This is a genomic window from Providencia sp. PROV236, from assembly GCF_033676985.1.
GTDB lineage: Bacteria > Pseudomonadota > Gammaproteobacteria > Enterobacterales > Enterobacteriaceae > Providencia > Providencia manganoxydans.
Genome location: NZ_CP096297.1, coordinates 1,464,144 through 1,487,990 on the forward strand (window position 1 = coordinate 1,464,144; position 23,847 = coordinate 1,487,990).

Genomic DNA, 23,847 nt, shown 5'->3' on the forward strand with positions numbered 1-23,847 from the left:
AATGAAAAGAGCGATTTTGTCTGTAATGGCTGTAGCATTAGTTTCTTCTTGCGCAATGGCAACTGGGGAATTGGAAAAGATCGCACCTTATCCTAAAGCAGATAAAGGCATGACTCGTCATGTGATCCAATTGGCTGAAAAGCCGAATGAAAACAATTTTCAAGTTGAATTGGTGATTGGTAAAACAATCAAAGCAGACTGTAACCATCAATGGTTTATGGGTGAGTTAGAAGAAAAAACCTTAGAAGGTTGGGGTTACAACTACTATAAGCTAGAAGATGTTAAAGGACCTGCTTCAACCATGATGGGGTGTTCCGAACCTGCGAAAGATCGTTTTGTAACTACCCAATTAGGTGATGATGCATTTGTTCGTTATAACAGCAAATTACCAATCGTCGTTTATGCCCCAAAAGATATGGATGTTAAATACCGTATTTGGTCAACTGACGATCAGCTACAGAATTCTGTAACAAAATAATTGAACTAGAAGTGCCACTTTGTGTGGCACTTTTTAATATCTAATTATCTGATCACCAATACAGATGTTTTAGCGTGACGCACAATTGTTGAAGCCGTTGAACCTAATAAATAGGTTGAAGTGCTTGGTCGATGTGAGCCGATCACAATTAAACTTGCATCAATATCTTCAGCATAGCTGAGGATTTCATCTTTTGCTGAACCAATTCCCACTTTGCAGACAATCTTATCGTCTGGAACTTTAATGTCTTTGATCACTTCTTCTAAAGCTCTCAGTGCCAATGTTGAACGTTCTGCTGAATTTTTATGGCTTTCTGGCAGGATTGTAACTTCAATACCAAAAAAGAGTTCTGCACTTGGAATGACAGATAGAAAATGAATTTCAGGGGAACCCAATTTTGCTAGTTCTTCAACATGTTTGATGATTTGTGGATTAAGAGTGTCTTCTAATAGGTCAATAGGGACTAAAATTTTATTATGCATAACCACCTCATTAATATACTCGCTATACATCAAATTACAGCATCTTGCGTTAAAGTATGTGCACGAGTTACAGCGTTTTCTATGTTGCAAGTGACTCAGTCGTTGTTTACTTAGCTGTAACTTGAATTATTTAGAGTACATGTGAATTTGCCTCAGTATATCAGCTATAAGTGAATTTAGTATATACTCGTCATCCTTCAAGTTGCAGGGCTTTTGTTAAGGTATAAGTGACTACACTCAACTAGCTGAGACATATAGTCTATCTATGGTCCCCGACTATCTTCGCTTGTCGCTTACCTGCAACTCGAATTATTTAGAGTATAGGTGTTTACTATTTTGAAACGCGTCTAATCAAAATAAGAATTAATCTTTTTTTGTTATTCTAATCTATATCAAAATATAAGAAATAATCATTATCAGTTAACATAATAATCTACAATTAAATAACAAGACTTTTCTTTTATATTATGAGATCATTTACTTTGTTTTTGTAATTCATTGATTTTTAAAGTCTATTTGAATGATAATTGTTTTGTTTTTCATTAAGAATATATATTATGGATAAAAATAACCTATCAAATACAACAAGTAATGAGCTTAGCCTGCAAGAAGAAAAGTTTCATGCTGCCAAAAAAAGCACTTTAATTAGCGTGATTGTTAATTTACTCCTTTCAATATGGCAGATTATTATTGGGGTCATTTCACACTCTCAAGGCTTAATTGCCGATGGTATTCATACATTATCTGATCTTATTGCTGATTTTGTTGTTTTAATTGCTAACAAAAAAAGTCATAAAAAACCCGATGAAGATCACCCTTATGGTCATTTTCGTTATGAGAATGGTGCATCGTTGATCTTGGGAATTATTTTATTAATTGTCGGTGTTGGCATGGTTTGGTCTGCAATCCAAAAAATGCTTAATCCTGAATTAATTCAGGAGGTTCATTTTATTGCTCTAGTGGCGGCATTAATTGCATTGGCTGCTAAGGAAGGGCTGTTCCGTTATATGTTGCGGGTGGCAAATAGAGTTAACTCAAGCATGTTAGTAGCTAATGCATGGCATGCACGTTCTGATGCTGCATCCTCATTGGTGGTTGCCATTGGTATTATTGGTAGTTTATGTGGATTTAAGATATTTGACCCGATTGCTGCACTCATTGTAGGGACATTTGTTTTTCGGATGGGTTATAAATTTACCAATCAGTCAATGCAAGATCTGATGGATAAAGGGGCCGATGAAGAAACCTTACAAGAAATTCGTAATGTGCTAGAAAATATTGAAGATATAAAAGGTTTTCATGATTTGAAAACACGCAAATCAGGTGATTTTTATTTAGTTGATGTACATCTTGAAGTCGATGGTGATATGTCCATTATGATGGGACATGATATTGCTGTGAATGTTCGAGATAAGTTGATGGAAAATCCACAAATCCTCAATGTGATGACCCATTTAGATCCATACGATGAAGAGTGCACGCATTAAAGCCATTTCCTTTCAATAATAGCGGCTAGAAATTTTTTGATTTCTGGTCGCTGTACTTATTTTCCAATTTTTACTGAATTTATTCTCAATCGATGAGTTTATGGAGTTTTGTGTAAACGTTTACACTAACGCGAGATCGATCACAGATTGTTATGTTGTCTGATTGCTATACTCCCTAAAATCGATTTAGCCACTCAAATTGACTCAGGGGTAAATAATGCAACAAACAAAAGTGTTGGTAACAGGCGGCATGGGATACATTGGTAGTCATACCTGCGTACAAATGATCCATGCAGGATTTACCCCAATCATTATTGATAATCTCTGTAATGCTAAAACAGAAGTACTTAACCGTATTGAGAAGCTAACGGGCTATCGACCTGTATTTTATCAAGGTGATGTGCGTGATGAAGCATTTGTTAATCGCATTTTTGCTGAACATAAAATCAACGCAGTGATCCATTTTGCGGGTTTAAAAGCGGTAGGTAAATCAGTTGAAAAACCCATTGAATATTATGATGTTAATGTCAATGGTACACTAGTTTTGGCTAGGTGTATGCAACAGGCGGGGGTTACTCGAATTATTTTTAGTTCATCTGCCACTGTTTATGGTGAACCCAATTCTGTACCTATCACCGAAAGCTTCCCTACAGGTAATACGCAAAGCCCCTATGGTACAAGTAAGTACATGGTTGAGCGTTGTTTATCTGATTTATTCACTTCACAACCTAACTGGTCAGTGACATTGTTACGCTACTTTAACCCAGTCGGAGCCCACCCATCAGGCACTATGGGGGAAGATCCTCAAGGTATACCAAACAATTTAACCCCTTATATTGCGCAAGTTGCTGTTGGTCGTCGTGAAAAACTATCTATTTATGGAAACGATTACCCTACCGTGGATGGCACTGGTGTACGTGATTATATTCATGTGATGGATTTAGCAGATGGTCACGTTGCTGCTCTTAAATCAGTTAGCCCACAAGCAGGGTTGCATATCTATAACCTTGGTACAGGTAAAGGAACCAGTGTGTTTGAAGTCCTAGAGGCTTTTGAAAAGGCTGCTGGAAGGGCGATCCCGTATCAAATAATGCCTCGTCGGTCTGGGGATATTGCAGAATATTGGTCAACGTCAGAGAAAGCACAACGTGAATTAGGCTGGCGTGCGAGCCGCACGATTGATGATATGGCGATTGATGTATGGCGCTGGCAGTCCAATAACCCTAATGGTTATGAAACACGATAATAGGGAATAATATCATGGATAAACTTCAATTTAACCCTTCAGATTGTCCTCATCGTCGCTATAACCCTTTAACAGGGCAATGGGTACTCGTATCGCCCCATCGTGCTAAACGCCCTTGGAGTGGGCAAGATGAAAAAACAGAGATTAAACAGCTCCCTAGCTATGATGAACACTGTTTTCTTTGTCCGACTAACCATCGAGTTTCAGGTGATAGTAATCCCGATTATCAGGGAACCTATGTTTTTCAAAATGATTACTCTGCATTATTACCTGACGCATGTGGGCAACCGGCAAAACAATCGGCATTATTTCAAGCACAAGCGGTCAGTGGTCTCAGCCGTGTGATCTGTTTTTCGCCTGACCACAGCAAAACATTACCTGAATTATCGGCGGAGCAAATTGGATTGGTTATCGAAACTTGGCAGCAACAAATTGATGAACTCAGTCAGCGTTTTCTTTGGGTACAGGTTTTTGAAAATAAAGGTGAGGTGATGGGGTGTTCGCAGCCTCATCCACATGGACAAATTTGGGCGAGTGATTTTTTACCAAATGAAATTGCCCGTAAAGACCAACATTTACGCCAATACTATCAGCAACACGCAAGTAATTTGCTGCTGGATTATGCACAGGCAGAATTGAATGATGGTGCTAGAACGGTAGTTGAAACTGAACATTGGCTTGCCGTGGTCCCTTATTGGGCGGCTTGGCCTTTTGAAACCATGTTGATGCCAAAAGAGCCTATCAGGCGCATGGGGGAGATGAATGAGGCAGTTTGTGCCGATCTTAGTATTGCATTGAAAAAGTTAACTTGCCGCTACGACAATTTATTTAATTGTGCATTTCCTTATTCAATGGGCTGGCACTTTGCACCATTTTTTGCTAACGAACAAAATATTGATCATTGGCAGCTTCATGCATTGTTTTATCCACCGCTACTGCGCTCAGCAACCGTCAAAAAGTTTATGGTTGGCTATGAGATGCTAGCGGAAACTCAACGTGATCTCACACCTGAACAGGCTGCTGAAAAGCTACGGGCAGTCAGTGATATTCACTATAAGCATATGAGCAAATAAGTTTATTTTTACTAAGAGGCTGTTTTTATGAACAATAGTGAACTTCTTCAACACAAAGTGACCGATGCTTTTATTAAAGGCTTTAATGATCAACCTGAGCTTTATGTGCAAGCACCGGGGCGCGTCAATATCATTGGTGAACATACTGATTATAACGATGGCTTTGTTTTACCCTGTGCAATTGATTATCAAACGATAACAGCAGCAAAAAAAAGAAATGACCAATTAATTCGAGTTGTGGCTGCTGATTATGACAATGATATTGATGAATTTAGCCTCGACAGCGAAATTCCATTTTTACCGGGGAAAATGTGGGCAAATTATGTTCGCGGTGTGGTGAAATTTTTATTGGCGAGGGGGTATCACTTCTCTGGATGTGACATTGCGGTTAGCGGTAATGTTCCCCAAGGTGCTGGCCTGAGTTCTTCTGCGTCGTTAGAAGTGGTTATTGGTCAAACAATTAAAGAGCTGTATCAATTAGAGATTAGCCAGCAAGAGATTGCTTTAAATGGACAACAAGCGGAAAACCAATTTGTTGGCTGTAATTGCGGTATTATGGATCAGTTAATTTCAGCTTGTGGTGATGAAGGACATGCCTTATTAATTGACTGTCGCAGCTTAGAGCTGTCATCAATCCCTATTCCTGATGATCTTGTTGTTATGATCATTAATTCAAATAAGCAGCGTGGATTAGTTGATAGTGAGTATAATATTCGCCGCCAGCAATGTGAAAGTGCAGCTCAACAATTTGGGGTTAAAGCGCTACGTGATGTCACGATGTCTCAGTTTGAACAAAAACAACATCAATTGGAACCTGTAGTCGCTAAGCGTGCTAAACATGTTATCAGTGAAAATGAGCGAACACTTGCGGCAGCGCAAGCATTAACAGAAAATAATTTGCCACGACTCAGTGCACTAATGGAGCAATCTCATATTTCTATGCGTGATGATTTTGAAATCACAGTAAAAGAGATTGATACTTTGGTTGATATTGTAAAATCAGTACTCGGTGCACAAGGCGGTGTCCGTATGACAGGCGGCGGCTTTGGTGGCTGTATTGTTGCGCTTATGAAGCGGCAAATTGTTGGAGCGGTAGTCAATGCGGTTGAGCAACAATATTCAGCCTTAACAGGTTTAAAAGCCGATATTTATGTTTGCCAGCCAAGTGATGGGGCTGGTGTAATTAACAAGACATCCAAGTAGAGAGATAAATATGCAGTTATCAAAAGACCTGGGGTATGTAGCACGCGCTTCAAAAGTGATCGCGCTTACCAACAGCAATGGAATGAAAATTTTGCTGTCGACCTTGGGGGCTAGCTGGATTAGCTGCATACTGCCTATGCCGAATGGGAAACGCGATGTTCTACTTGGTTCGCCAAATATGGCAGCACAGATGGTTCAGGGCGTTTATCTCGGCGCAACGGTGGGCCGAGTCGCAAACCGTATCGCTAATGGTCGCTTTAGCCTAGATGGCCGCCAATATACATTGACGACTAATCAAGGTGAGCACTGCTTGCATGGCGGTGAGGATAACTTTAGTTATCGTGTTTGGCGAGTGACTCAAGTTAATCAACAAGAGGCTATTTTTTCATTGACCTCTGATGATGGTGATCAAGGTTTCCCTGGAGAACTGCAAGCTGAAGTTCGCTATATTCTCACCGATGAAAACAAAGTCATTATTGATTACCGTACCCAAGTCAGCAAACGGTGTCCTGTAAATCTAACAAATCACGCCTATTTTAATTTAGCGGGTGAAGATTCGGTTAAAACCGCACTAGAGCACGATTTACAGCTAGCTGCGACACACTATTTACCGACCGACAAGAATGGGATCCCAACAGGGGAATGGCGTGACGTAACGGACACTTTTTTTGATTTTCGGCGTAAAAAACGTATTGGTTATGATTTTTTGCAAGATGATGACCAAAAAGCAGCAGGTGGTTACGACCATGCGATGATATTCGATCCTGAACTCACTGATGGTGAAAAAATCGTGGCATCCGTTTTTTCTCCGGATGGTGATGTCAGGATGGATATTGCGACAACCATGCCATCAATGCAGATTTATACAGGGAACTATTTGATTTCGGTTCCGGGAAAATCGCGTTATTACACCCCATTTTCCGGCATTGCTCTTGAAACTCAATTTCCTCCCGATGCTGTCAATCACCTTGAATGGGGGGAACAGTACAATGGTGTATCTCAGCCAAACCAAGTTTATCATCAGAAAACCAGTTACCAATTTAGTTTTTGACCGTAATTGGTTGTTGAATGTGCTTGTTGGATGTATGTAGAGGAAACGGATGGCGACAATTAAAGATGTAGCGAGAGAAGCGGGGGTATCTGTAGCGACAGTCTCCCGAGTGATCAACCAATCACCTAAGGCGAGCAAAGCGTCAATTGCTTGCGTTAAGAGTGCTATGGATAAACTCGGTTATCGTCCAAATGCTGCGGCACGTGCATTGGTGAGCCAGAGCTCTGATACCATTGGGGTACTCGTGAATGATGTTTCCGATCCTTTTTTTGGCACCATGGTCAAAGCGGTTGATGCTGTTGCCCATAAAAATGGTAAACATATATTAATTTGTAATGGTTATCATACGGCACAGGAAGAACGTCAATCTATTGAACTCTTGATTAATAATCGCTGCGATGGTTTGGTGATCCACTCGAAAGCATTATCTGATGACGAGCTGATTGAATTTGCGGAAGAAGTCCCTTGTATGGTGTTGATCAATCGACATATTGATGCAATTGCTGGCAGATGTATTTCGTTGAATAACTATAAAGGTGCCTATATTGCCACTGAGCATTTAATTCGCCATGGACATACTAAAATCGCTTATATTTCATCAAATCATAATATTGAAGATGTTGAGCAGCGGTTACAAGGGTACCGTGATGCACTCAAGCAGCATGCGATCACACTGTCCGATAGCTATATTGAATATGGCGTACCTTATGGGGAAGGGGGGGAGCAGGCAATGACCAATCTACTCACTAAATCGTTAGAAATCACTGCGGTAGTTAGCTATAACGATTTTATGGCTGCGGGGGCGCTCGCTGTTCTTGATGAAAATAATATTCTGTCGCCAGAACAGATTTCAGTCATTGGCTTTGATGATGTGTTAATTGCCCGCTATATTCACCCTCGTTTAACGACTATCCGCTATCCTATTCAAATGATGGCTGAAACCGCGACTGAGTTATCCTTATCGTTAGCACGCCAAGCGCCAATGAAGGCGAGTGGCTTAGTATACTCACCGACATTGGTTCAACGTCATTCAGTACGCTCACTGAAATAGTGATTGAGTTGTTTTGGGAGTCGTTTGACTCCCAAAAGCGATTAAATCACCCATAAATCAATAAATTCACTGACAGGCATAGCTTCAAGCAATGGTTTATCTAATGAAGCTGAAAGAATGCGCAATTGCTGGGTTTGTGGAAATTGACGGGCAAGATTGGTGCGGTATTTTTTGAGTAACAGTGGAATTCCTTCTTTGCGGCGACGTTTATGGCCGACAGGATATTCGATGAGCACTTCATCAAGCACCGTGCCATCTTTTAATTTAATGGTTAACCCATTGGCAATTGAGCGTTTTTCTGGGTCGTGATAATCCTGAGTAAAACGTGTTTCCTCACGGCAAACAATTTTGTCACGCAATAGGTCAATACGTGGGTCATTGGCGATATTGTCTTCATAATCAGCAGCGGTTAAGCGACCAAAAATTAATGGCACAGCAACCATGTATTGAATGCAGTGATCGCGATCGGCAGGGTTATTAAGATGCCCTTGTTTATCGATAATACGCACACAAGCTTCGTGAGTACGAATGGAAACACTTTCAATATCATCGGCACTTTTATCTAATGATTTTAATTTTTCATGCAATTGTAACGCAGCTTCTACGGCTGTTTGTGCATGGAACTCCGCAGGAAATGAAATTTTAAATAACACATTTTCCATGACATAAGAGCCATAAGCGCGCTGGAAACGAAATTTTTGGCCATTAAATAAGCTATCGTAAAAGCCCCATGTTTTTGCGGTTAATGCCGTTGGATAGCCCATTTCGCCTTTTTGTGCCATTAAGGCTAATCGTACTGCTCTTGATGTAGCATCCCCTGCAGCCCATGATTTACGAGAACCTGTATTTGGTGCGTGTCGATAAGTGCGTAAACTGTGCCCATCCACCCAAGCCAGTGAGACGGCATTTAAAATTTCTTCACGATTAAGACCGAGTAGCTGTGCAACAACGGCGGTTGAAGCGACTTTCACTAAGATCACATGGTCGAGTCCGACTTTATTGAAGGCATTTTCTAATGCAATACAGCCTTGGATTTCATGCGCTTTGATCATCGCGGTAAGCACATGTTTTATGGTTATCGGTGTTTTGCCCTTTGCGATAGCGTCTCGTGATAGCCAATCTGCAACGGCTAAAATCCCCCCTAGGTTATCCGAAGGGTGCCCCCATTCAGCAGCAAGCCATGTGTCATTGAAATCTAGCCAACGGATCATCGTACCAATATTGAACGCAGCCTGAACAGGGTCAAGCTGGAAATGCGTTCCAGGTACTTTCGTACCATTGGGAACAATGGTTCCTTGGATAATAGGCCCTAATAGTTTTTTACATGCGGGGTATTCAAGTGATTCCATACCGCAGCCAAGGGTATCTAAGAAGCAGTAATAGGCAGTCTCATAAGCCAAGTCAGAAATAATCGGGTATTCAGTGACGTAATCGACGATATCACTAATCACTTTATCAAACTCTTGAGGTACAGGGGTAATTGTGGTCATTGATATTATCCTTATAAACGCTGTTCCATGCGGGTAAATAGTTTATTTTCTGGGCCCACATAATTGGCAGATGGGCGAATGATTTTATTATCTTGACGTTGTTCAATGATATGCGCAGACCAGCCAGCTGTACGCGCCATAACAAACAGCGGGGTAAACATGGCGGTTGGGACGCCCATCAAATGATAAGTTACTGCTGAAAACCAATCTAAATTAGGAAACATATTTTTTTCACGTTTCATGACCAATTCTAAATGGTGAGCAATATCATATAATTGGCGGTTTAAACACTGTTCTGATAATTGCAGAGCAACGGATTTAATGATGGGATGGCGTGGATCGGCAATCGTGTATACGGGATGACCAAATCCAATGATCACTTCAGACTTTTCAAGGCGCTGAATAATATCTTGTTCAGCTTCTTCAGTGGTGAGATAACGCTGTTGAATTTCCAGTGAAACCTCATTCGCGCCACCATGTTTAGGACCACGTAAGGCAGCAATTGCCCCAGTAATTGCAGAATAAAAATCTGTACCAGTACCCGCAATCACGCGAGCAGCAAAGGTGGATGCATTAAATTCATGCTCCGCATATAAAATTGAAGCGATATGCATGAAACGTTCCCACTGTGCTGGTGGCTTTTTACCATGCAGTAAATGTAAAAAGTGGGCGCCAATAGAATCATCATCAGTTTCCGTTTCAATGCGGCGGCCATGATGACTGAAATGATACCAATACAGCAGCATTGAACCTAAGCACGCTAACAATCTATCTGCAATTTCTTTTGCTCCCGCTAAAGTATGAGACTCTTTTTCAGGAAGCACACAGCCCATGACTGACACGCCTGTTCTCATGACATCCATAGGGTGAGCATTCGCGGGGATCGACTCTAAGGTTTGTTTAACGCTAGCAGGAAGACCCCTTAATGCCTTGAGCTTGTCTTTATAGGCGACGAGTTCTGATTTAGTCGGTAATTTTTCGTGGATCAGTAGGTAGGCTACTTCTTCAAATTCACATTGGGTGGCGAGATCGTGGATATCATAACCGCGATAGTGCAAGTCATTACCGTTTTTGCCAACGGTACAAAGTGCGGTATTACCTGCGGTGATACCCGATAAAGCAACGGATTTTTTAGGTTTAAATTGGGGAGTACCAGTATTATTAAGTTGTTCATTCATCGGATTATCCTTTGTAGGGGGACAACTTGAATTATTTAGAATATAAGTATTATTTTTGTTGTGAAAATAGAGCATCTAATTTTTGTTCATAGTCATAGTAATTAATGCTTTGATAAAGTTCGTCACGAGTTTGCATCAGTGGAACGACATTTTTTTGTGTGCCTTCTTTGCGTAGTGTGGTGTAAACCTGCTCAGCGGCTTTGTTCATCGCTCTAAAAGCGGAGAGAGGGTAAAGGGCAATCGCAATACCAACACTGCGTAACTCATCAAGGGTAAATAAAGGGGTTTGACCAAATTCGGTAAGATTGGCAAGAACTGGCACTTTAGTTTGCTCTACAAATTGTTGGTACATGTTCAGTTGCGTGATGGCTTCAGGAAATAACATATCTGCCCCCGCCTCAATATAAGCATGCGCTCTGTCTAACGCGGCTTCTAACCCTTCAACAGCCAACGCGTCGGTACGTGCCATGATCACAAAATTTTCATCAACGCGTGCATCAACCGCGGCTTTGATCCGATCAACCATCTCTTGTGTTGAAACAATTTCTTTATTGGGACGATGACCACAACGTTTAGCACCAACTTGATCTTCCAAATGTAAACCGGCAGCACCGGCTTTTTCGATAGATTTAACGGTACGTGCGACATTAAATGCAGAAGGACCAAAGCCGATATCTGCATCCACCATTAAGGGTAGTTCACAAACATCGGTAATGCGTCGAATATCAATCAAAACATCTTCTAAGGTTGAAATACCGAGGTCGGGTAAACCTAATGAGCCAGCTGCGACACCACCACCAGATAAATAGATAGCTTTATAGCCAGCACGTTGTGCAAGTAAGGCGTGGTTAGCATTAATAGTGCCAACTAACTGCAAAGGTGTTTCACTACTTAGTGCTTGACGAAATGCTTGGCCAGCAGAAATAGATGACATAGTAACCTCTTATGATTGTTATTAAATTGCGACTATATTCGTCATACTTCAAAATGCAGGGTTGTTGACTGCGCTATACTCGCCGAGTCACATAGTTCATCTACGCTCCCCGTCTATCTTCGCCTGTCGCCTACCTGCATCTCGAATTATTTAGAGTATAAAATGTAGCCTCTATTGATAAAATTATTCTTAGCAAGTGCTGTGCCATAAATACAAAATAGCGTATAAATAATTAAAATTATTTAAAATCATTAGGATATGATTATTTTTACTTTTGTGACCGAGTAAAGGGTTTTCAATCAAAGCAGATGAATGTTTCATTGAAATGATGTTAATGTTTCTTGGTGTTTCATTTGAAACGTCATGGCTAAATAAGGATCACTTATGCAAAAACCCATTATTTGGACGGTATCAGTATCACGATTGTTTACACTATTTCGCGATATTAGCCCTGAATTTAGTGCTCAGGCAGATATCACGCCACTAAATATTGGTTTTGAGCAAGCCGCAGCAGAAGTTCGTGAAAGGCTGAAAACGGGTCATTGTGATGCGATCATTAGTGCAGGCTCGAATGGCGCTTATTTAAAAAGCCATGTTTCAGTACCTGTGATTATTGTTAAAGTCAGCGGTTTTGATGTTATGCAAGCTCTTGCTCAAGCAAGAGAAATTAGCCATAAAGTAGGTATTATTAATTACCAGAAAATTATTCCTTCACTCGATGAATTTCAAAAAAACTTTGGCTTACGTATAGAGCAGCGTAGCTATATTACCGCAGAAGATGCGCGAGCACAGTTGAAATCATTGAAAGCAATGGGGATCAACGTTGTTGTCGGGGCTGGACTCATTATGGATTTAGCCCAAGAGCTAGAGATGACGGGGATCTTTATTTATTCAACTGAAACCATCCGTCAGGCGTTTTATGATGCCATCGAGCTGAGCCGTATTTCATACGATCAAAAAACAACGCCTATTGGTTATTTACCTGAAAATAGTACTAAGATCCGCCATACCATTAATGATCTTATTGGCGCCTCACCACTGATGGAATCTGTGCGTCAAAACATAATGTTATATGCGCGCTCAGAGGCGACAGTATTGATCCAAGGCGAAAGTGGTACAGGTAAAGAGATGGTTGCTCAAGCGATACATCATGAATATTGCTTATTTAATCAGCATAAAAGAAATAAAGCCCCCATGCCATTTGTGGCCGTCAATTGTGGAGCAATCCCTGAAAACTTACTGGAAGCAGAGTTGTTTGGTTATGAAGAAGGCGCTTTTACAGGCTCGCGGCGTGGCGGACGAGCTGGTTTGTTTGAGATGGCAAATGGCGGAACCCTATTTTTAGATGAAATCGGTGAAATGCCCTTAGTATTGCAAACCCGCTTATTAAGAGTATTAGAGGAAATGACGGTCGTACGTATTGGTGGCTATCGACCATTGCAGGTCAATGTGCGTGTAATTTGTGCAACCCATTGTGATTTAGATAGCTGGGTTAAGGAAGGACGCTTTCGAGCAGATTTATTTTATCGACTAGGTGTGTTACGTATGCAAGTTCCTTCATTGCATCAACGGGGAGATGATATATTTATGTTAGTGGAAAGGCTGTTAAAACTCGCTTTTGCGGGGCTACAGCAATCCCTACCGGCTTTTCGGGTTCAGCAATTATTTAGCTGTCATGGATTTTTTAGGCAATATTCATGGCCGGGTAATGTTAGGGAATTACGTAACTTAATGGAGCGAGTCGCATTATTCTGTAGTGCTTACCCAGAAAAATCTATCACTCAAGAATTATTAGAAACTTTATCACCTGAACGTAAAACGACAACCCATGACGTTATGCAAATCAATCCTCTTGATGCCTCTTTAACAGAAGTGATGGATTATTTTAAAGGTGATAGACAAGCTGCGGCTCAGTATTTAGGTATTAGTCGTACCACATTATGGCGTCGTTTAAAGCAGCAAAAGAGTAAAAATTAATTTTCTGCCATTTAATTAAAAATAAATGATATTCAATTTAAAAAATGAACAAAAGGGAATATTTATCCTAATAACTTGTACAGCAGAACCAAGGTAATAGCAGAATATTGTAAGAAACTATTTATTAGCGCAATTCTAATAAAGAATGTGGGTTAGTGATGTTTAAAAAATATTCAAACGATTGCTGCGGTGGTTTTTTTTAACGAATTGTTTTTTAAGCGTTTTTCTTGTTCTTTCTATCATTCTAAAAAATAGCACATTGCTAAAAAACACTGATTTTTCTCACATAAATATTTTTACTAGTGAGCATTAGTTTTTCTCATTTTAATTTAGCCAATTAAAGTTCTATATTGCCGGCAAATTAGTCCTATCGTTTATTTTTATATCTGCACTAGTCGCCGGACTGAGTTGCTGTTTTTCAGCTCAGTGTTGCCGCACAGCCCCCCGATGAAGATGCAGCGCATTTAATTTTTTTATTAGCGGGAGAGTAGGTCGTGAAACAGGCCTCTACAATAATGCGCAAACAAGACAGTACTTTTGTACCTGTCGCTGGTTTAACTATTTTTGCAATCGCTTCGGGGTATTTGATGAGCCTGATCCCATTATCAATGGGTGGCTTTAATATCGATACCAGCTACGCAGGATGGCTTGCAAGTGCTTACTATATTGGCTTATTAATTGGCTCAATGATGATTGAGCCTGTGATCGCTAAAATAGGGCACCGCCTTTCATTTATTGTCTTTTTATTAATGCTTGCAGCAACAGTCGTGGTGTTGCCGTGGGCAGCAACAATAGCTGCTTGGCTACCAAATCGTTTAATTGCCGGTATTGCGGTTGCAGGGATTTTTGTTGTTGTTGAATCATGGTTATTGATTGGTGATAACGCTAAAGAAAGAGCAAAACGTCTTAGCTTTTATATGACATCACTGTATGGCGGTACCACCCTCGGGCAATTAGCCATCGGAGTAATTGGTACTCAAGGCGTTTACCCATTTATGGTGGTATTAGGTTTATTATTACTGGCTGTTTTACCGCCGTTGCTGCTTCGTCAAGGTCAGCCTGCTTGTGATTCTCACAAAAAGTTGTCTTTGAAAAAGATTACCCGTTTAAGTAAGCCAGCCATGATTGGTTGTATGACTTCAGGGATTTTGATGGGAACCATTTATGGTTTAATGCCGTTATCGCTTAAAAATGGCCCATTTACCACTCAGCAAGTCGGTGTATTGATGGCATCGATTATTTTGGGTGGTATGTTGATTCAGCCTGTGATCAGCAAGCTATCCGTTATGATGAGCAAAACTCTGTTATTGGCCATGGTTTCATTGTTGGGGGTATTTGCGATGGGGATTGTCTATATCTCTGAAGATTACCTTGTGATGATAATTGCTTTGGCGCTGTTAGGGATGTCATCTTTTGCATTGTACCCAATTGCGATCACCTTAGCTTGTGATAGCCTTGAATCATCGTATATTGTTGCGGCGACACAAGTAATGCTATTTAGCTATAGTATCGGTTCTGCGGTTGGTCCGTTGGCGGCGGGAACATTCTTAGAGCAACACAATGGTTTAATTAACTTCTTCTTTATCGTATTGACAGTCACCACGATTTATATGTTGATTGCAAGTGTACGTCGTAAAGCAGGCGTATTAGCTAATTAGTTATTTGTAGTTAAAGAACATGCCGTGTTACTTCATATTTATTGGGTAAACACGGCATGTTTATTTATATATCCATGAACTTGAAATTATAGCGCTTTGTGTTGAAGAACTAGGCTTGCTGGTTCTTAGCGCTTGAATTATTGAACATATAGGCTATTTTTTCTTGCTAGTAAACGATGCAGCGGCGAATGCTCCCTCTATTTCAATATTATCCGTTAAACCAGTGATACGTTGCTCCCACATTTCACCTAATCTGAAATCCCACGATAACGGCTGAATAGGGAAACGTCCTGCATTTGGTGTGAAAGTCATTTCACTAAAATAGAGCGTGTTATCGGTCATTAAAAAATCAGCTCGGCAATAGTCAAATGGGCTAGTGAGTTTTTGTGCAAGCCGTAACATTTCTTGAAACAAATTTGGTTCGGCAACGTCTTTAGGTGTGTTTGGAAAATCAACCACAATAGGTTGTAGTAACCAATCAGTATCATAAATATTGGCATACATATTTCCCTTTGTATCGATGAAATTAATTTCAGCATACATAGGTTTGCCTGAAAAGCAGTGAATGCGGCAGGTTTCTATGGCTAATTGTTTATCTCTATGTGTTGATAAATCGATATATTCTTCGCAAATTATTTTTGCTTTAATATCTTTATAATGACGTTCACGGGTGATGTAATACAAATTTCTCGTCATGTGGCGTGAAAGTTTATGTTTGGCTTTTTGTAAATCAAATGTTGTTTTATTTGTACAAATAATACTACTGCCACTGTCATGATTACACTTTAATACAAAGCGCTCGGGTAGTTTATCAATATTGATCTCATTAACATTGTTATAGGCGGCTAAAATTGGTACTAAATATTGTTCGCCTATTTTCCGTGTCACATATTCACGAGCCGTGAGTTTATCAGCAAGCTGTGTATATAGCGGATTTTTATCATATATCATACGGTGATTAACTTTCTCATTAAAACTTTTAGGTACTTCAATATTAGGGATGTAACCTAGTTTTTTCCTAAATTTATTAGTGAGATAGAGTTTATCGCTGATGACTAAAGTGCGTAGTTTTTTGAGTAAATATTCGACTTTTTTCATATGAGTCGCCTAACCATTCTTTATGTTATTATTTAATAAAATTTTAAAAACTTAAAATTGCTCAGCAATTATATTTAGGTAAACATAAATAGATATTAAATATGGAGGGTATTGTTAAATTTTCTGATTTTTTATTTTTCTATATTTTCTATCTTAAGTGATATTTTTATTAAACAGATAATAAATAACCTTTATATTAGCAAGGTAATTAAATCCTATATTTGTTTGTTTTTATATCAATATTCGTCAGTTTATTTTATAAATGTACACAAGGATGCCAAGACTATCTGATAGTAACAGTCGAACGCTAAGTTAACCTTAAGGAATTATTTAATTTTTAGAGTATTAGTTAGCTAACTAATAGCCACTCATCTATATTTATTGATGTAAAGTTAATCAAATGTATGATGAGGTATATGTAGTGAACGATAAACCACTGTCCCAACCTTACTTGTTACTGCTTGATATCCATAGCCCCGCCATTGTTGAATATCACAAATCTACAGGCCAAATACATAACCTTCTTGAAGGGCTTGGCGGCACGCCTGATGGGATTACCGTTGATCCTGAAAACCGTTTAATTTATTGGAGCAACATGGGGGAAGACTTTGAAGCCGATGATGGCTCTATCAATGTGATCAACTTTAATGGTACTAATCGAAAAGTATTAGTCAGTCACGGGAGAATTCGTACACCAAAACAATTACAACTTGATCAAATTAACCAACGATTATATTGGTGCGATAGAGAAGGCGGAAAAGTTTCATCATGTAATGTTGATGGTAGTGATTTACAGACACATGTTGAGCGGCCTAGAGATCCTCAAGGTAAAGTCGACATACTCGACCAGTGTGTTGGTATTACCGTGGATATTGAGAACAATTGGCTATACTGGACACAAAAAGGTATGTCAAAAGGCAATCAAGGTCGTTTGTTTAGAGCGCCACTACGACCAACAGTGAATACTGAACCTACTCATCGACAGGATATTGAGCTACTACTCGACAAATTACCTGAACCTATTGATTTGTTACTGGATGGGGAAGAACATATTCTCTATTGGACAGATCGCGGTGGCGAACCGAATGGTAATAGCTTGAATAAAGCAGATATTACTGAAAACGGTTTGAGCAATCATCAGGTGATTTGTCGTGGTTTCAATGAAGCGATCGGTTTAACTTATGATAAGTCCGCTCAGCTAATGTATGTTACTGATTTACTCGGTGGAGTATATCAAATCGCCTTGAATACAGGAGAGGTTAAGACGTTGTATCAAGGCAACGGATATACAGGGATAGCGCAATATTCAGCATAAAATCAGTGAGATGTACTATTTCGGCACTTCACCCATTTTACGTAAAAAGCGGATTTGAGCATCCAGTAATTGCCGGTAGCTAATACAACGATAAGGCAGATCATATTGTTTGGCTAACCGAGCAATAATGGCGGCTAACGCGGGGTAATGGCGATGGTGCCAACCGGGAAATAAATGGTGGGTAAGATGGTAGTTTAGCCCGCCAGTCAAGCGCCATAACCATTTGGGTGAGGGCAACCAATCACAAGCAGTCACAAAATTGTGATAATACCAACCATGAGGCATTTGCTGGTTATTCGGTGCCTCAAAAAACGCCGTTTCAGCCCAATGTGTACCAAGCAATAAATAAACGACAAATAAAGAAGCGACCATTTGACTCGCTAGGTAAGTGAGTAAGATAGTCATGATGTCTATACCATGGAGGTGTGCAACCCATAAAGGTAGCCCAAGCATCAGTAACAGATGGCATATTTTACTACCTAAAAATAATGCCCAACCCAATTTACCTTCTAGTACTTTCCGCGATTTAAGTGGCGTTTTTCCCGTTCTATCAGACCAATCAAATACTAATGCAATCCATGTAAGCGAGAACGATGCGACGATTGGCCAATAAACATGTTGATACTTCATCATTGGACGCCAGTTTTGAAAGGGTGTTTGCCTAAAAATACCATTTTCCTCGGTATCTAAATCGTAATGTTCAATATTGGCATAGCGGTGATGAAAATAGACATGGCGGACTCGCCAAAACTCAGGCTCTAGCCCTAGTGGCAGCGTGACTAAACGGCCAAAAATACGATTTAGCCACGTTTGCTTAAACAAAGTATTGTGACAAGCATCGTGCTGGCCTAATACATTCAACAGCATGATGAGTAACACAAAGCCAACATAGCCAGCAATATACACAACCGTTGAAGATGTTAGCAATGTAGGAATATAACAGATGATAGCAAGGACTATCATGCTGATAATCAGAAAAATATCTTTCTTGCTTGCATATACATGATCGTTTTTACTATTGAGATAGTTATGGCTCGCTTGTTTTAATGCATCATGAAAAGCGTGCTCATTAGCGTGTGTAAAATGCAATTCGTTCAGTTGTGTGCTCATCGTTTTATATTTTTTTGATAAAATGCGTCATTTATTATGCCTCAATCAATCCTTGCAACAAAGGATCTACTTTTTCTAATCGCATCAATTCATCATCTTATAATGTTAAGACATTGATAAAGTTCATCTTCTGGTTTCTCAACGTCCCGATACATTTCGGTCATCTCTAATGTACAGGTATATCCAAACAGGCCAATGCCAAAACGCATTGCATTGCTTAATTTTATAGTTCCGATAGGGAGAAGCAGCGCTAGCTAAGTTAGTACTTGCTTCAAAAATTTTTCTGTTTCTAGAAGTGGTTCGCTGAAATACGATAACAGTCTTTCAATTTCGAATGCTAAGTCGCTCGCAATAGATGCTCAAATAACATTTCAGCAGGCATAATAGTATTTTTTAGCCTAACAAACTGATTCTTTTTAACAGCTGCTAATAATGGTTAAAATAGCCATTGAACACCTGCGCTAAATACAACATAAGGGCGGAAATATGTTTATTCATTATTTTGCTTATTTGAAAAGCATTTAACTGAAAGCCTAGTTCTGGTTAATATTTGTGGTGAATTATCGTCATTAATAAATATATTCAATTATTCAAGAATATTATTAATGCCTTTAAGATAGTAGTGCTTATACTCGTCATACTTCAAGTTAGAGCGTTGTTGACTATGTTCATTCGTGACTCATCACATACTTATGTATGCTCTTAGCTGCATCTTGAATTATTTAGAGTAGATATTCTCATTAATGATTTAAAAACATTGAGTTAAATATATCGCTTCACAGATAAAGGAAACACGACAGATAAGGTTAATCATAGTAGTAAATATTATGTTTTTTTTATAGTGGTGACTTGGTGTTTTTATGGCTTTATTCTATTATTTCCAATAAGTCATCTTTTTATGATGTGTTTGTTTTTAGCTAGCTCGTTTTCTAGCTTTTACTAATATTTAAGGCTGTTAACTCAACTTATACTTATTATTGATATTAATTCAATTAAGTGTCAGTGGGATGGGGGCTCACTTATGTTAAACAAATCGTTAGTAACTTATTGTGTACTATCGCTATTATTGGTTTTTAGCGTAAATATCGCTTTTGCTGTAACCGTTAATGGTGGAGCCATACATTTTTCTGGTTCAATCGTGAATGCCGGTTGTGCTGTGAGTGCATCGTCGAATAATCAAAATGTGTATATGGGAGAATATCGCTCGGCATTGTTTACAGCTATGGGGGTTCGCTCAAACTCTGTCCTTTTTAATATCGAGTTAGAAGATTGTGATAGTACAGTATCGACTCAAGTATCAACTGCATTTAGTGGTACCGTCGACAGCGTCGATCCTACGGTATTAGCAATCAGTAATACTGCCGGTGGTGCTTCTGGTTCTGCTTTCACGGGTACCTTTAATTGAGGCCTGTTGGGGTAATTATGCGAAAACTGATTATTACATTGTTAGTTATTTTATTTTCAATAGAAATACAGGCAGTGACATGTCTATCAGGATGTAATGATGTTACCGCGACATTAACGACATCGTTAAAAGCAAGGGAAAATAAAGTTGGGGCAATTTACTCAAGTAGTCCTGTGAAATTAAATGCTTATACAATGACTGTTAATCAAAATAATGAGGGGGGGTATTTAAATATATGGTTTGTTTTTGCAGGGGGAACGGTGCCTGTGTCAGGAACAAAACCGCAGAGTTGGGTATTCCATCCAATTAATGATTATATTTCAGTTGGAGTAAAGTTTAGTGATGGTTGTTCTATCGCATATGTCCCTTTTAATATTCAAAATTTATATCCAGGTTCATGTGTTATTTACAGTTATAATCCAAATACTTTTACATGGTGGCCTGAAACAACCTATGATACGGCGATCCGTATAGATAAACCTTTGGTTGGGGAACTTATCGGACGAATATTTTAGTTGGTGAAAGAGGGGTTTGTTCATCAAACACACAAACTTGTCAGGCGAAAACACTGACATTGTTCCACTTATATTTAAATTTGAATATTACGGTAGTTGAATCTTGTAGTTTTAATGGTGGGCAGGTTATTGATGTAGATTTTGGGAATATTTCCAGTTCAGAGTTTAAGAACGCAGGTGAAAAACCGAATGGAGTCAATGAAATTGTGCGTACGATTAATATTCAATGTGACAATGTTGGCGCTGGCAGCGCAATGACGCTTCGCCTGCAAGCAGATAATGTTTCTGGTAATGCGGTTGTTTCAAATAATAGTGATGTGGGATTTGTTGTAGCAAATTCTGATGGTAATCCATTGATCCCCAATAATACATCGAGTTATATACCATTTACGCTCGACAGCGCTCAGAGCGCGATAGCAACTTTACGCATTTACCCTATTAGTATCACAGGGAAACAGCCAGTGGAAGGAACGGTGACATCTCAAGCTTATATACGTGTAGATTTTCCTTAATCAAAATAAGGTGATGATATGGGGATGATAACACTCTATTTAATCCGTTTTATAAAAGTGAATTGCAAAATAAGGCAAATGTTAATGGTTAGGAGTAGTCTACATTCCGCTGTCTCGGGGGGATGTTGGGATCACAAACTTATATATGCGTGCCACAATCGTCTCCAGCACCTGTACTGTGAGTATTGGAACTTTGAATCAAACAGTTAATTTAGGTTCATGGACGATAAAGCAATTTACAGCAACAGCGGAGCCTGCTACTTCAGCGGTTCGCTTTACTTTTAATTTAGAAGATTGTGGTTCGATCGCTTCAGGAGTGAAAGTGACTTTCAATGGCACTGTAGACAGTAATAATAGTAGTTTATTTAAATTGGATCCTACGAGTACTGCATCACATGTGGGCGTAGCTATTTTGGATCGGAATAAGACTCGCATTTCGCCAGGAACGGCGAGTATTGCCTATCCCCTTGAGGCTGGCCAGAAAAGTGCAACGCTTGTTTTTTATGCACAATATGTTTCTACGGGGGGAACAATTATCGCAGGTTCTGCTAATACCGATGTGACTTTTAGTATGGAATATTTGTAATTTATTGACATGCTATTTTCAGTTTGCGGAAATGAGTTAAGTTAGAGAATAATGAAGCGATTATTGGATTAGCAGTATCTAGAAAAAGTTATGTATTACTCGTTAAATGCCGTTTAAAGTAGCCCCTATTATGGGGCATTAATATTACAATTAGTCTTTTTGTTTTGGGTCATCACCAAACTTGTTAGGTCCTACATCGCCTTTAAAGAACATAGCAAAAACAAGAATGAATCCTAAATATGGAATAAATTGAATTAATACTAACCATCCAGAATAACCGATGTCATGCAGTCGTCTAACTGTAAGTATTGTTGTATATGTAGCACCAAAAATTAAATAAGCAAATGCGAGGATAATTAGAGTATCATCGAATAATTCACCCCGAGGAAAGTGAAATCTACCCGTATAATTTAAAATATAGATGCTTAGGTTGATTAGAGGAATGTTGAATATTTGAAAAGACCAATAATCCCATCTAGTAGCTCGACCTTTAAGGCTAAATGATGTTTTCAGAAAATGAAGGATTGTAGTAAGCATAGAGCCTCATAGATATAAAAATCTAAGTTAAATTTATAAAATAGACCGACTAGAAAAATTAATATAAATGATGGTTTTATAATAAGACTAGAAAAAATAATCATGCAAAAAAGTAAACAATATTATTGGGCTTTTCATTACTATCATTAATAAAACTCATCCTAATCAGAGAGTAGGTGATAAAACTTATCGAATATAACGTCTAATATTATTTGTATCTAGCTTTTATAAAAGGGAGTATGGCTATTTTCAATAATGCCCAAATACTTATTTATACGTTAATTTTTAATTGAAAAAGTTAGATGAGGAAGTATATAGATTGGATAATGATATGTAAATTATAGTAATGTAAGATTTTATTAAAGTGAATTTGATAGGGCTGGTAATTATATTGGAATATGAAAGTCTGAAATGTACTTTCAATTTTCAATAGTCATTATTTTCTTTTGAGGAGGCGATAATTATTGACAAAGATAAATAATATACCTGAGGTTTTACTCTGTTAGTGATGATGCTGTTTGTCTACTTTAAAAGCAAGTTATTATAATAAAATCAGTTGGATTAAAATCCAAATAGTGAGTATTTTGAAATTTACCGATTCAGGTGTGAAAGGCGAAAACATTTGTTGTCAAAATGGCCTAAGCGATATTACTTAGGATGGTTAGGATATTTAAATATAGTGCTCCTGTAGTTAAACTAATCATATCAGAACTTGTCATTAAATTTTTGACACTTTAAAAAGGAAGGGGATATACGTATGCCAGATAAATTAGAGTGATGGGCGTAAATTTTACACGGTTTGTAATTTGAGATAGTCATGCACTGTCTTTTGATATTATAGCGAATACCAAACATCCTGATTTATGGAGATATACTGATACTGCTAGCAGACAATTTTGACTAATTGGTGAAGTGCAACATAAATAACAAGTCTACTAGCGAGATAGGTGATTAAAGATAACTAAAAATTCCATTTAAATTGGATATATATAATGACGTTGACTGTGTTTGAGATAGTTCCGGTATTCAAACTAGTCAAAAAATGATGATATAAGGTAAATTTAAAGCAGAGGATATTTTTTTAGGTAGAATATACTATGAAAATTAAAATACTGGTTACATCATTATTGCTGTTTTTTTTACCATTATCTTCTTTGGCGGGCACCAAAGCCTATAAATGCGATAAGAAAATATATAATCTTGAAAAACAATTAAAATATGCCAAGGACTACGGTAATACATATAGAGTACAAGCTCTGGAACGTGCGATATCAAACGTAAAATCTAATTGTTATGATCATTATTCGGGAGCAACTGGGCCAACGAGATTGTATGACCATTACTCGGGAGCAACTGGGCCAACTAGGTTGTATGATAATAACTCAAGGGAGAGATTACTTGAATTGGAGTTAAAAGAATTGAAGGAAATTATTGAAGAGCTAAAAAATATTGACTAGTTTT

Annotated in this window: 22 protein-coding genes; 15 read left to right on the forward strand and 7 right to left on the reverse strand. The window is 38.7% G+C overall.

What is annotated here, in order from left to right; genetic code table 11:
• Position 1 precedes the first annotated feature (1 nt).
• Positions 2–478 carry a serine protease inhibitor ecotin gene (eco, locus tag M1E96_RS06305; protein WP_070928748.1) on the forward strand — a complete coding sequence of 159 codons (477 nt, stop codon included), beginning with the start codon at positions 2–4 and terminating at the stop codon, positions 476–478.
• A gap of 44 nt (positions 479–522) precedes the next feature.
• Here the strand turns inward: eco and M1E96_RS06310 are convergent, their stop codons facing one another.
• Positions 523–960: a universal stress protein gene (locus M1E96_RS06310; protein ID WP_070928750.1), complete on the reverse strand. Its 438-nt coding sequence runs from the start codon at positions 958–960 to the stop codon at positions 523–525.
• A 557-nt stretch (positions 961–1,517) separates the two neighbouring features.
• On the opposite strand from M1E96_RS06310, the gene M1E96_RS06315 reads away from it, so the two are divergent.
• The 6 genes from M1E96_RS06315 (at position 1,518) to M1E96_RS06340 (ending at position 8,071) form a co-directional block, all read left to right on the forward strand.
• Positions 1,518–2,447, forward strand: a complete 930-nt coding sequence (locus tag M1E96_RS06315) for a cation diffusion facilitator family transporter (RefSeq protein WP_070928752.1) — start codon at positions 1,518–1,520, stop codon at positions 2,445–2,447.
• A 217-nt stretch (positions 2,448–2,664) separates the two neighbouring features.
• The gene (gene galE / locus M1E96_RS06320) at positions 2,665–3,693 is read left to right on the forward strand and encodes a UDP-glucose 4-epimerase GalE (RefSeq protein WP_369096691.1); all 1,029 of its coding nucleotides are present in this window, start codon (positions 2,665–2,667) and stop codon (positions 3,691–3,693) included.
• Positions 3,694–3,707: 14 nt separating this feature from the next.
• A complete protein-coding gene (locus M1E96_RS06325; RefSeq protein WP_272581246.1) occupies positions 3,708–4,766 on the forward strand; it encodes a UDP-glucose--hexose-1-phosphate uridylyltransferase in 1,059 nt (352 codons plus the stop codon).
• Between the two features lie 27 nt (positions 4,767–4,793).
• Positions 4,794–5,969 carry a galactokinase gene (galK, locus tag M1E96_RS06330; protein WP_272581245.1) on the forward strand — a complete coding sequence of 392 codons (1,176 nt, stop codon included), beginning with the start codon at positions 4,794–4,796 and terminating at the stop codon, positions 5,967–5,969.
• A 10-nt stretch (positions 5,970–5,979) separates the two neighbouring features.
• Complete coding sequence (galM, locus tag M1E96_RS06335) at positions 5,980–7,020, forward strand: galactose-1-epimerase (RefSeq protein ID WP_319066216.1); 1,041 nt, start codon at positions 5,980–5,982, stop codon at positions 7,018–7,020.
• A gap of 49 nt (positions 7,021–7,069) precedes the next feature.
• Positions 7,070–8,071, forward strand: a complete 1,002-nt coding sequence (locus M1E96_RS06340) for a substrate-binding domain-containing protein (RefSeq protein WP_140183053.1) — start codon at positions 7,070–7,072, stop codon at positions 8,069–8,071.
• A gap of 41 nt (positions 8,072–8,112) precedes the next feature.
• Here the strand turns inward: M1E96_RS06340 and M1E96_RS06345 are convergent, their stop codons facing one another.
• Genes M1E96_RS06345 through prpB form a run of 3 tightly spaced genes read right to left on the reverse strand, consistent with a single transcriptional unit; the run spans position 8,113 to position 11,673 of the window.
• Positions 8,113–9,561: a bifunctional 2-methylcitrate dehydratase/aconitate hydratase gene (locus M1E96_RS06345; RefSeq protein WP_369427431.1), complete on the reverse strand. Its 1,449-nt coding sequence runs from the start codon at positions 9,559–9,561 to the stop codon at positions 8,113–8,115.
• 11 nt (positions 9,562–9,572) lie between these two features.
• Positions 9,573–10,739 (reverse strand): 2-methylcitrate synthase, encoded by a 1,167-nt coding sequence (prpC, locus tag M1E96_RS06350; RefSeq protein WP_272581242.1) that lies wholly within the window; start codon positions 10,737–10,739, stop codon positions 9,573–9,575.
• Positions 10,740–10,788: 49 nt separating this feature from the next.
• Positions 10,789–11,673, reverse strand: a complete 885-nt coding sequence (gene prpB, locus M1E96_RS06355) for a methylisocitrate lyase (protein WP_070928763.1) — start codon at positions 11,671–11,673, stop codon at positions 10,789–10,791.
• Between the two features lie 384 nt (positions 11,674–12,057).
• Between prpB and prpR the strand changes: the two genes are divergently transcribed.
• Both prpR and M1E96_RS06365 read left to right on the forward strand, forming a co-directional pair.
• Positions 12,058–13,650, forward strand: coding sequence for a propionate catabolism operon regulatory protein PrpR (prpR, locus tag M1E96_RS06360; protein ID WP_369427432.1), 1,593 nt, complete (start codon positions 12,058–12,060; stop codon positions 13,648–13,650).
• Positions 13,651–14,165: 515 nt separating this feature from the next.
• Positions 14,166–15,308: an MFS transporter gene (locus tag M1E96_RS06365; protein WP_272581256.1), complete on the forward strand. Its 1,143-nt coding sequence runs from the start codon at positions 14,166–14,168 to the stop codon at positions 15,306–15,308.
• 153 nt (positions 15,309–15,461) lie between these two features.
• Here M1E96_RS06365 and M1E96_RS06370 read toward each other — a convergent pair whose 3' ends face one another.
• Positions 15,462–16,406 carry an ATP-grasp fold amidoligase family protein gene (locus M1E96_RS06370; protein ID WP_369427433.1) on the reverse strand — a complete coding sequence of 315 codons (945 nt, stop codon included), beginning with the start codon at positions 16,404–16,406 and terminating at the stop codon, positions 15,462–15,464.
• A 421-nt stretch (positions 16,407–16,827) separates the two neighbouring features.
• On the opposite strand from M1E96_RS06370, the gene M1E96_RS06375 reads away from it, so the two are divergent.
• Complete coding sequence (locus M1E96_RS06375; RefSeq protein WP_272581239.1) at positions 16,828–17,721, forward strand: hypothetical protein; 894 nt, start codon at positions 16,828–16,830, stop codon at positions 17,719–17,721.
• A gap of 15 nt (positions 17,722–17,736) precedes the next feature.
• Here the strand turns inward: M1E96_RS06375 and M1E96_RS06380 are convergent, their stop codons facing one another.
• Complete coding sequence (locus tag M1E96_RS06380) at positions 17,737–18,831, reverse strand: acyl-CoA desaturase (protein ID WP_272581238.1); 1,095 nt, start codon at positions 18,829–18,831, stop codon at positions 17,737–17,739.
• A 1,021-nt stretch (positions 18,832–19,852) separates the two neighbouring features.
• Between M1E96_RS06380 and M1E96_RS06385 the strand changes: the two genes are divergently transcribed.
• From M1E96_RS06385 to M1E96_RS06400, 4 genes are all read left to right on the forward strand, one after another.
• Positions 19,853–20,236, forward strand: coding sequence for a fimbrial protein (locus M1E96_RS06385; RefSeq protein ID WP_349485713.1), 384 nt, complete (start codon positions 19,853–19,855; stop codon positions 20,234–20,236).
• 17 nt (positions 20,237–20,253) lie between these two features.
• Positions 20,254–20,751: a hypothetical protein gene (locus tag M1E96_RS06390; protein ID WP_349485714.1), complete on the forward strand. Its 498-nt coding sequence runs from the start codon at positions 20,254–20,256 to the stop codon at positions 20,749–20,751.
• A gap of 59 nt (positions 20,752–20,810) precedes the next feature.
• Entirely contained in the window at positions 20,811–21,263 is a 453-nt protein-coding gene (locus M1E96_RS06395) for a fimbrial protein (protein ID WP_337979859.1), read from the forward strand.
• A gap of 145 nt (positions 21,264–21,408) precedes the next feature.
• Positions 21,409–21,849 (forward strand): fimbrial protein, encoded by a 441-nt coding sequence (locus M1E96_RS06400; RefSeq protein WP_272581234.1) that lies wholly within the window; start codon positions 21,409–21,411, stop codon positions 21,847–21,849.
• 150 nt (positions 21,850–21,999) lie between these two features.
• Here M1E96_RS06400 and M1E96_RS06405 read toward each other — a convergent pair whose 3' ends face one another.
• A complete protein-coding gene (locus tag M1E96_RS06405; RefSeq protein WP_272581233.1) occupies positions 22,000–22,386 on the reverse strand; it encodes a DUF805 domain-containing protein in 387 nt (128 codons plus the stop codon).
• A 1,097-nt stretch (positions 22,387–23,483) separates the two neighbouring features.
• Between M1E96_RS06405 and M1E96_RS06410 the strand changes: the two genes are divergently transcribed.
• Positions 23,484–23,843, forward strand: a complete 360-nt coding sequence (locus M1E96_RS06410) for a DUF1090 family protein (RefSeq protein ID WP_070929954.1) — start codon at positions 23,484–23,486, stop codon at positions 23,841–23,843.
• Positions 23,844–23,847 lie beyond the last annotated feature (4 nt).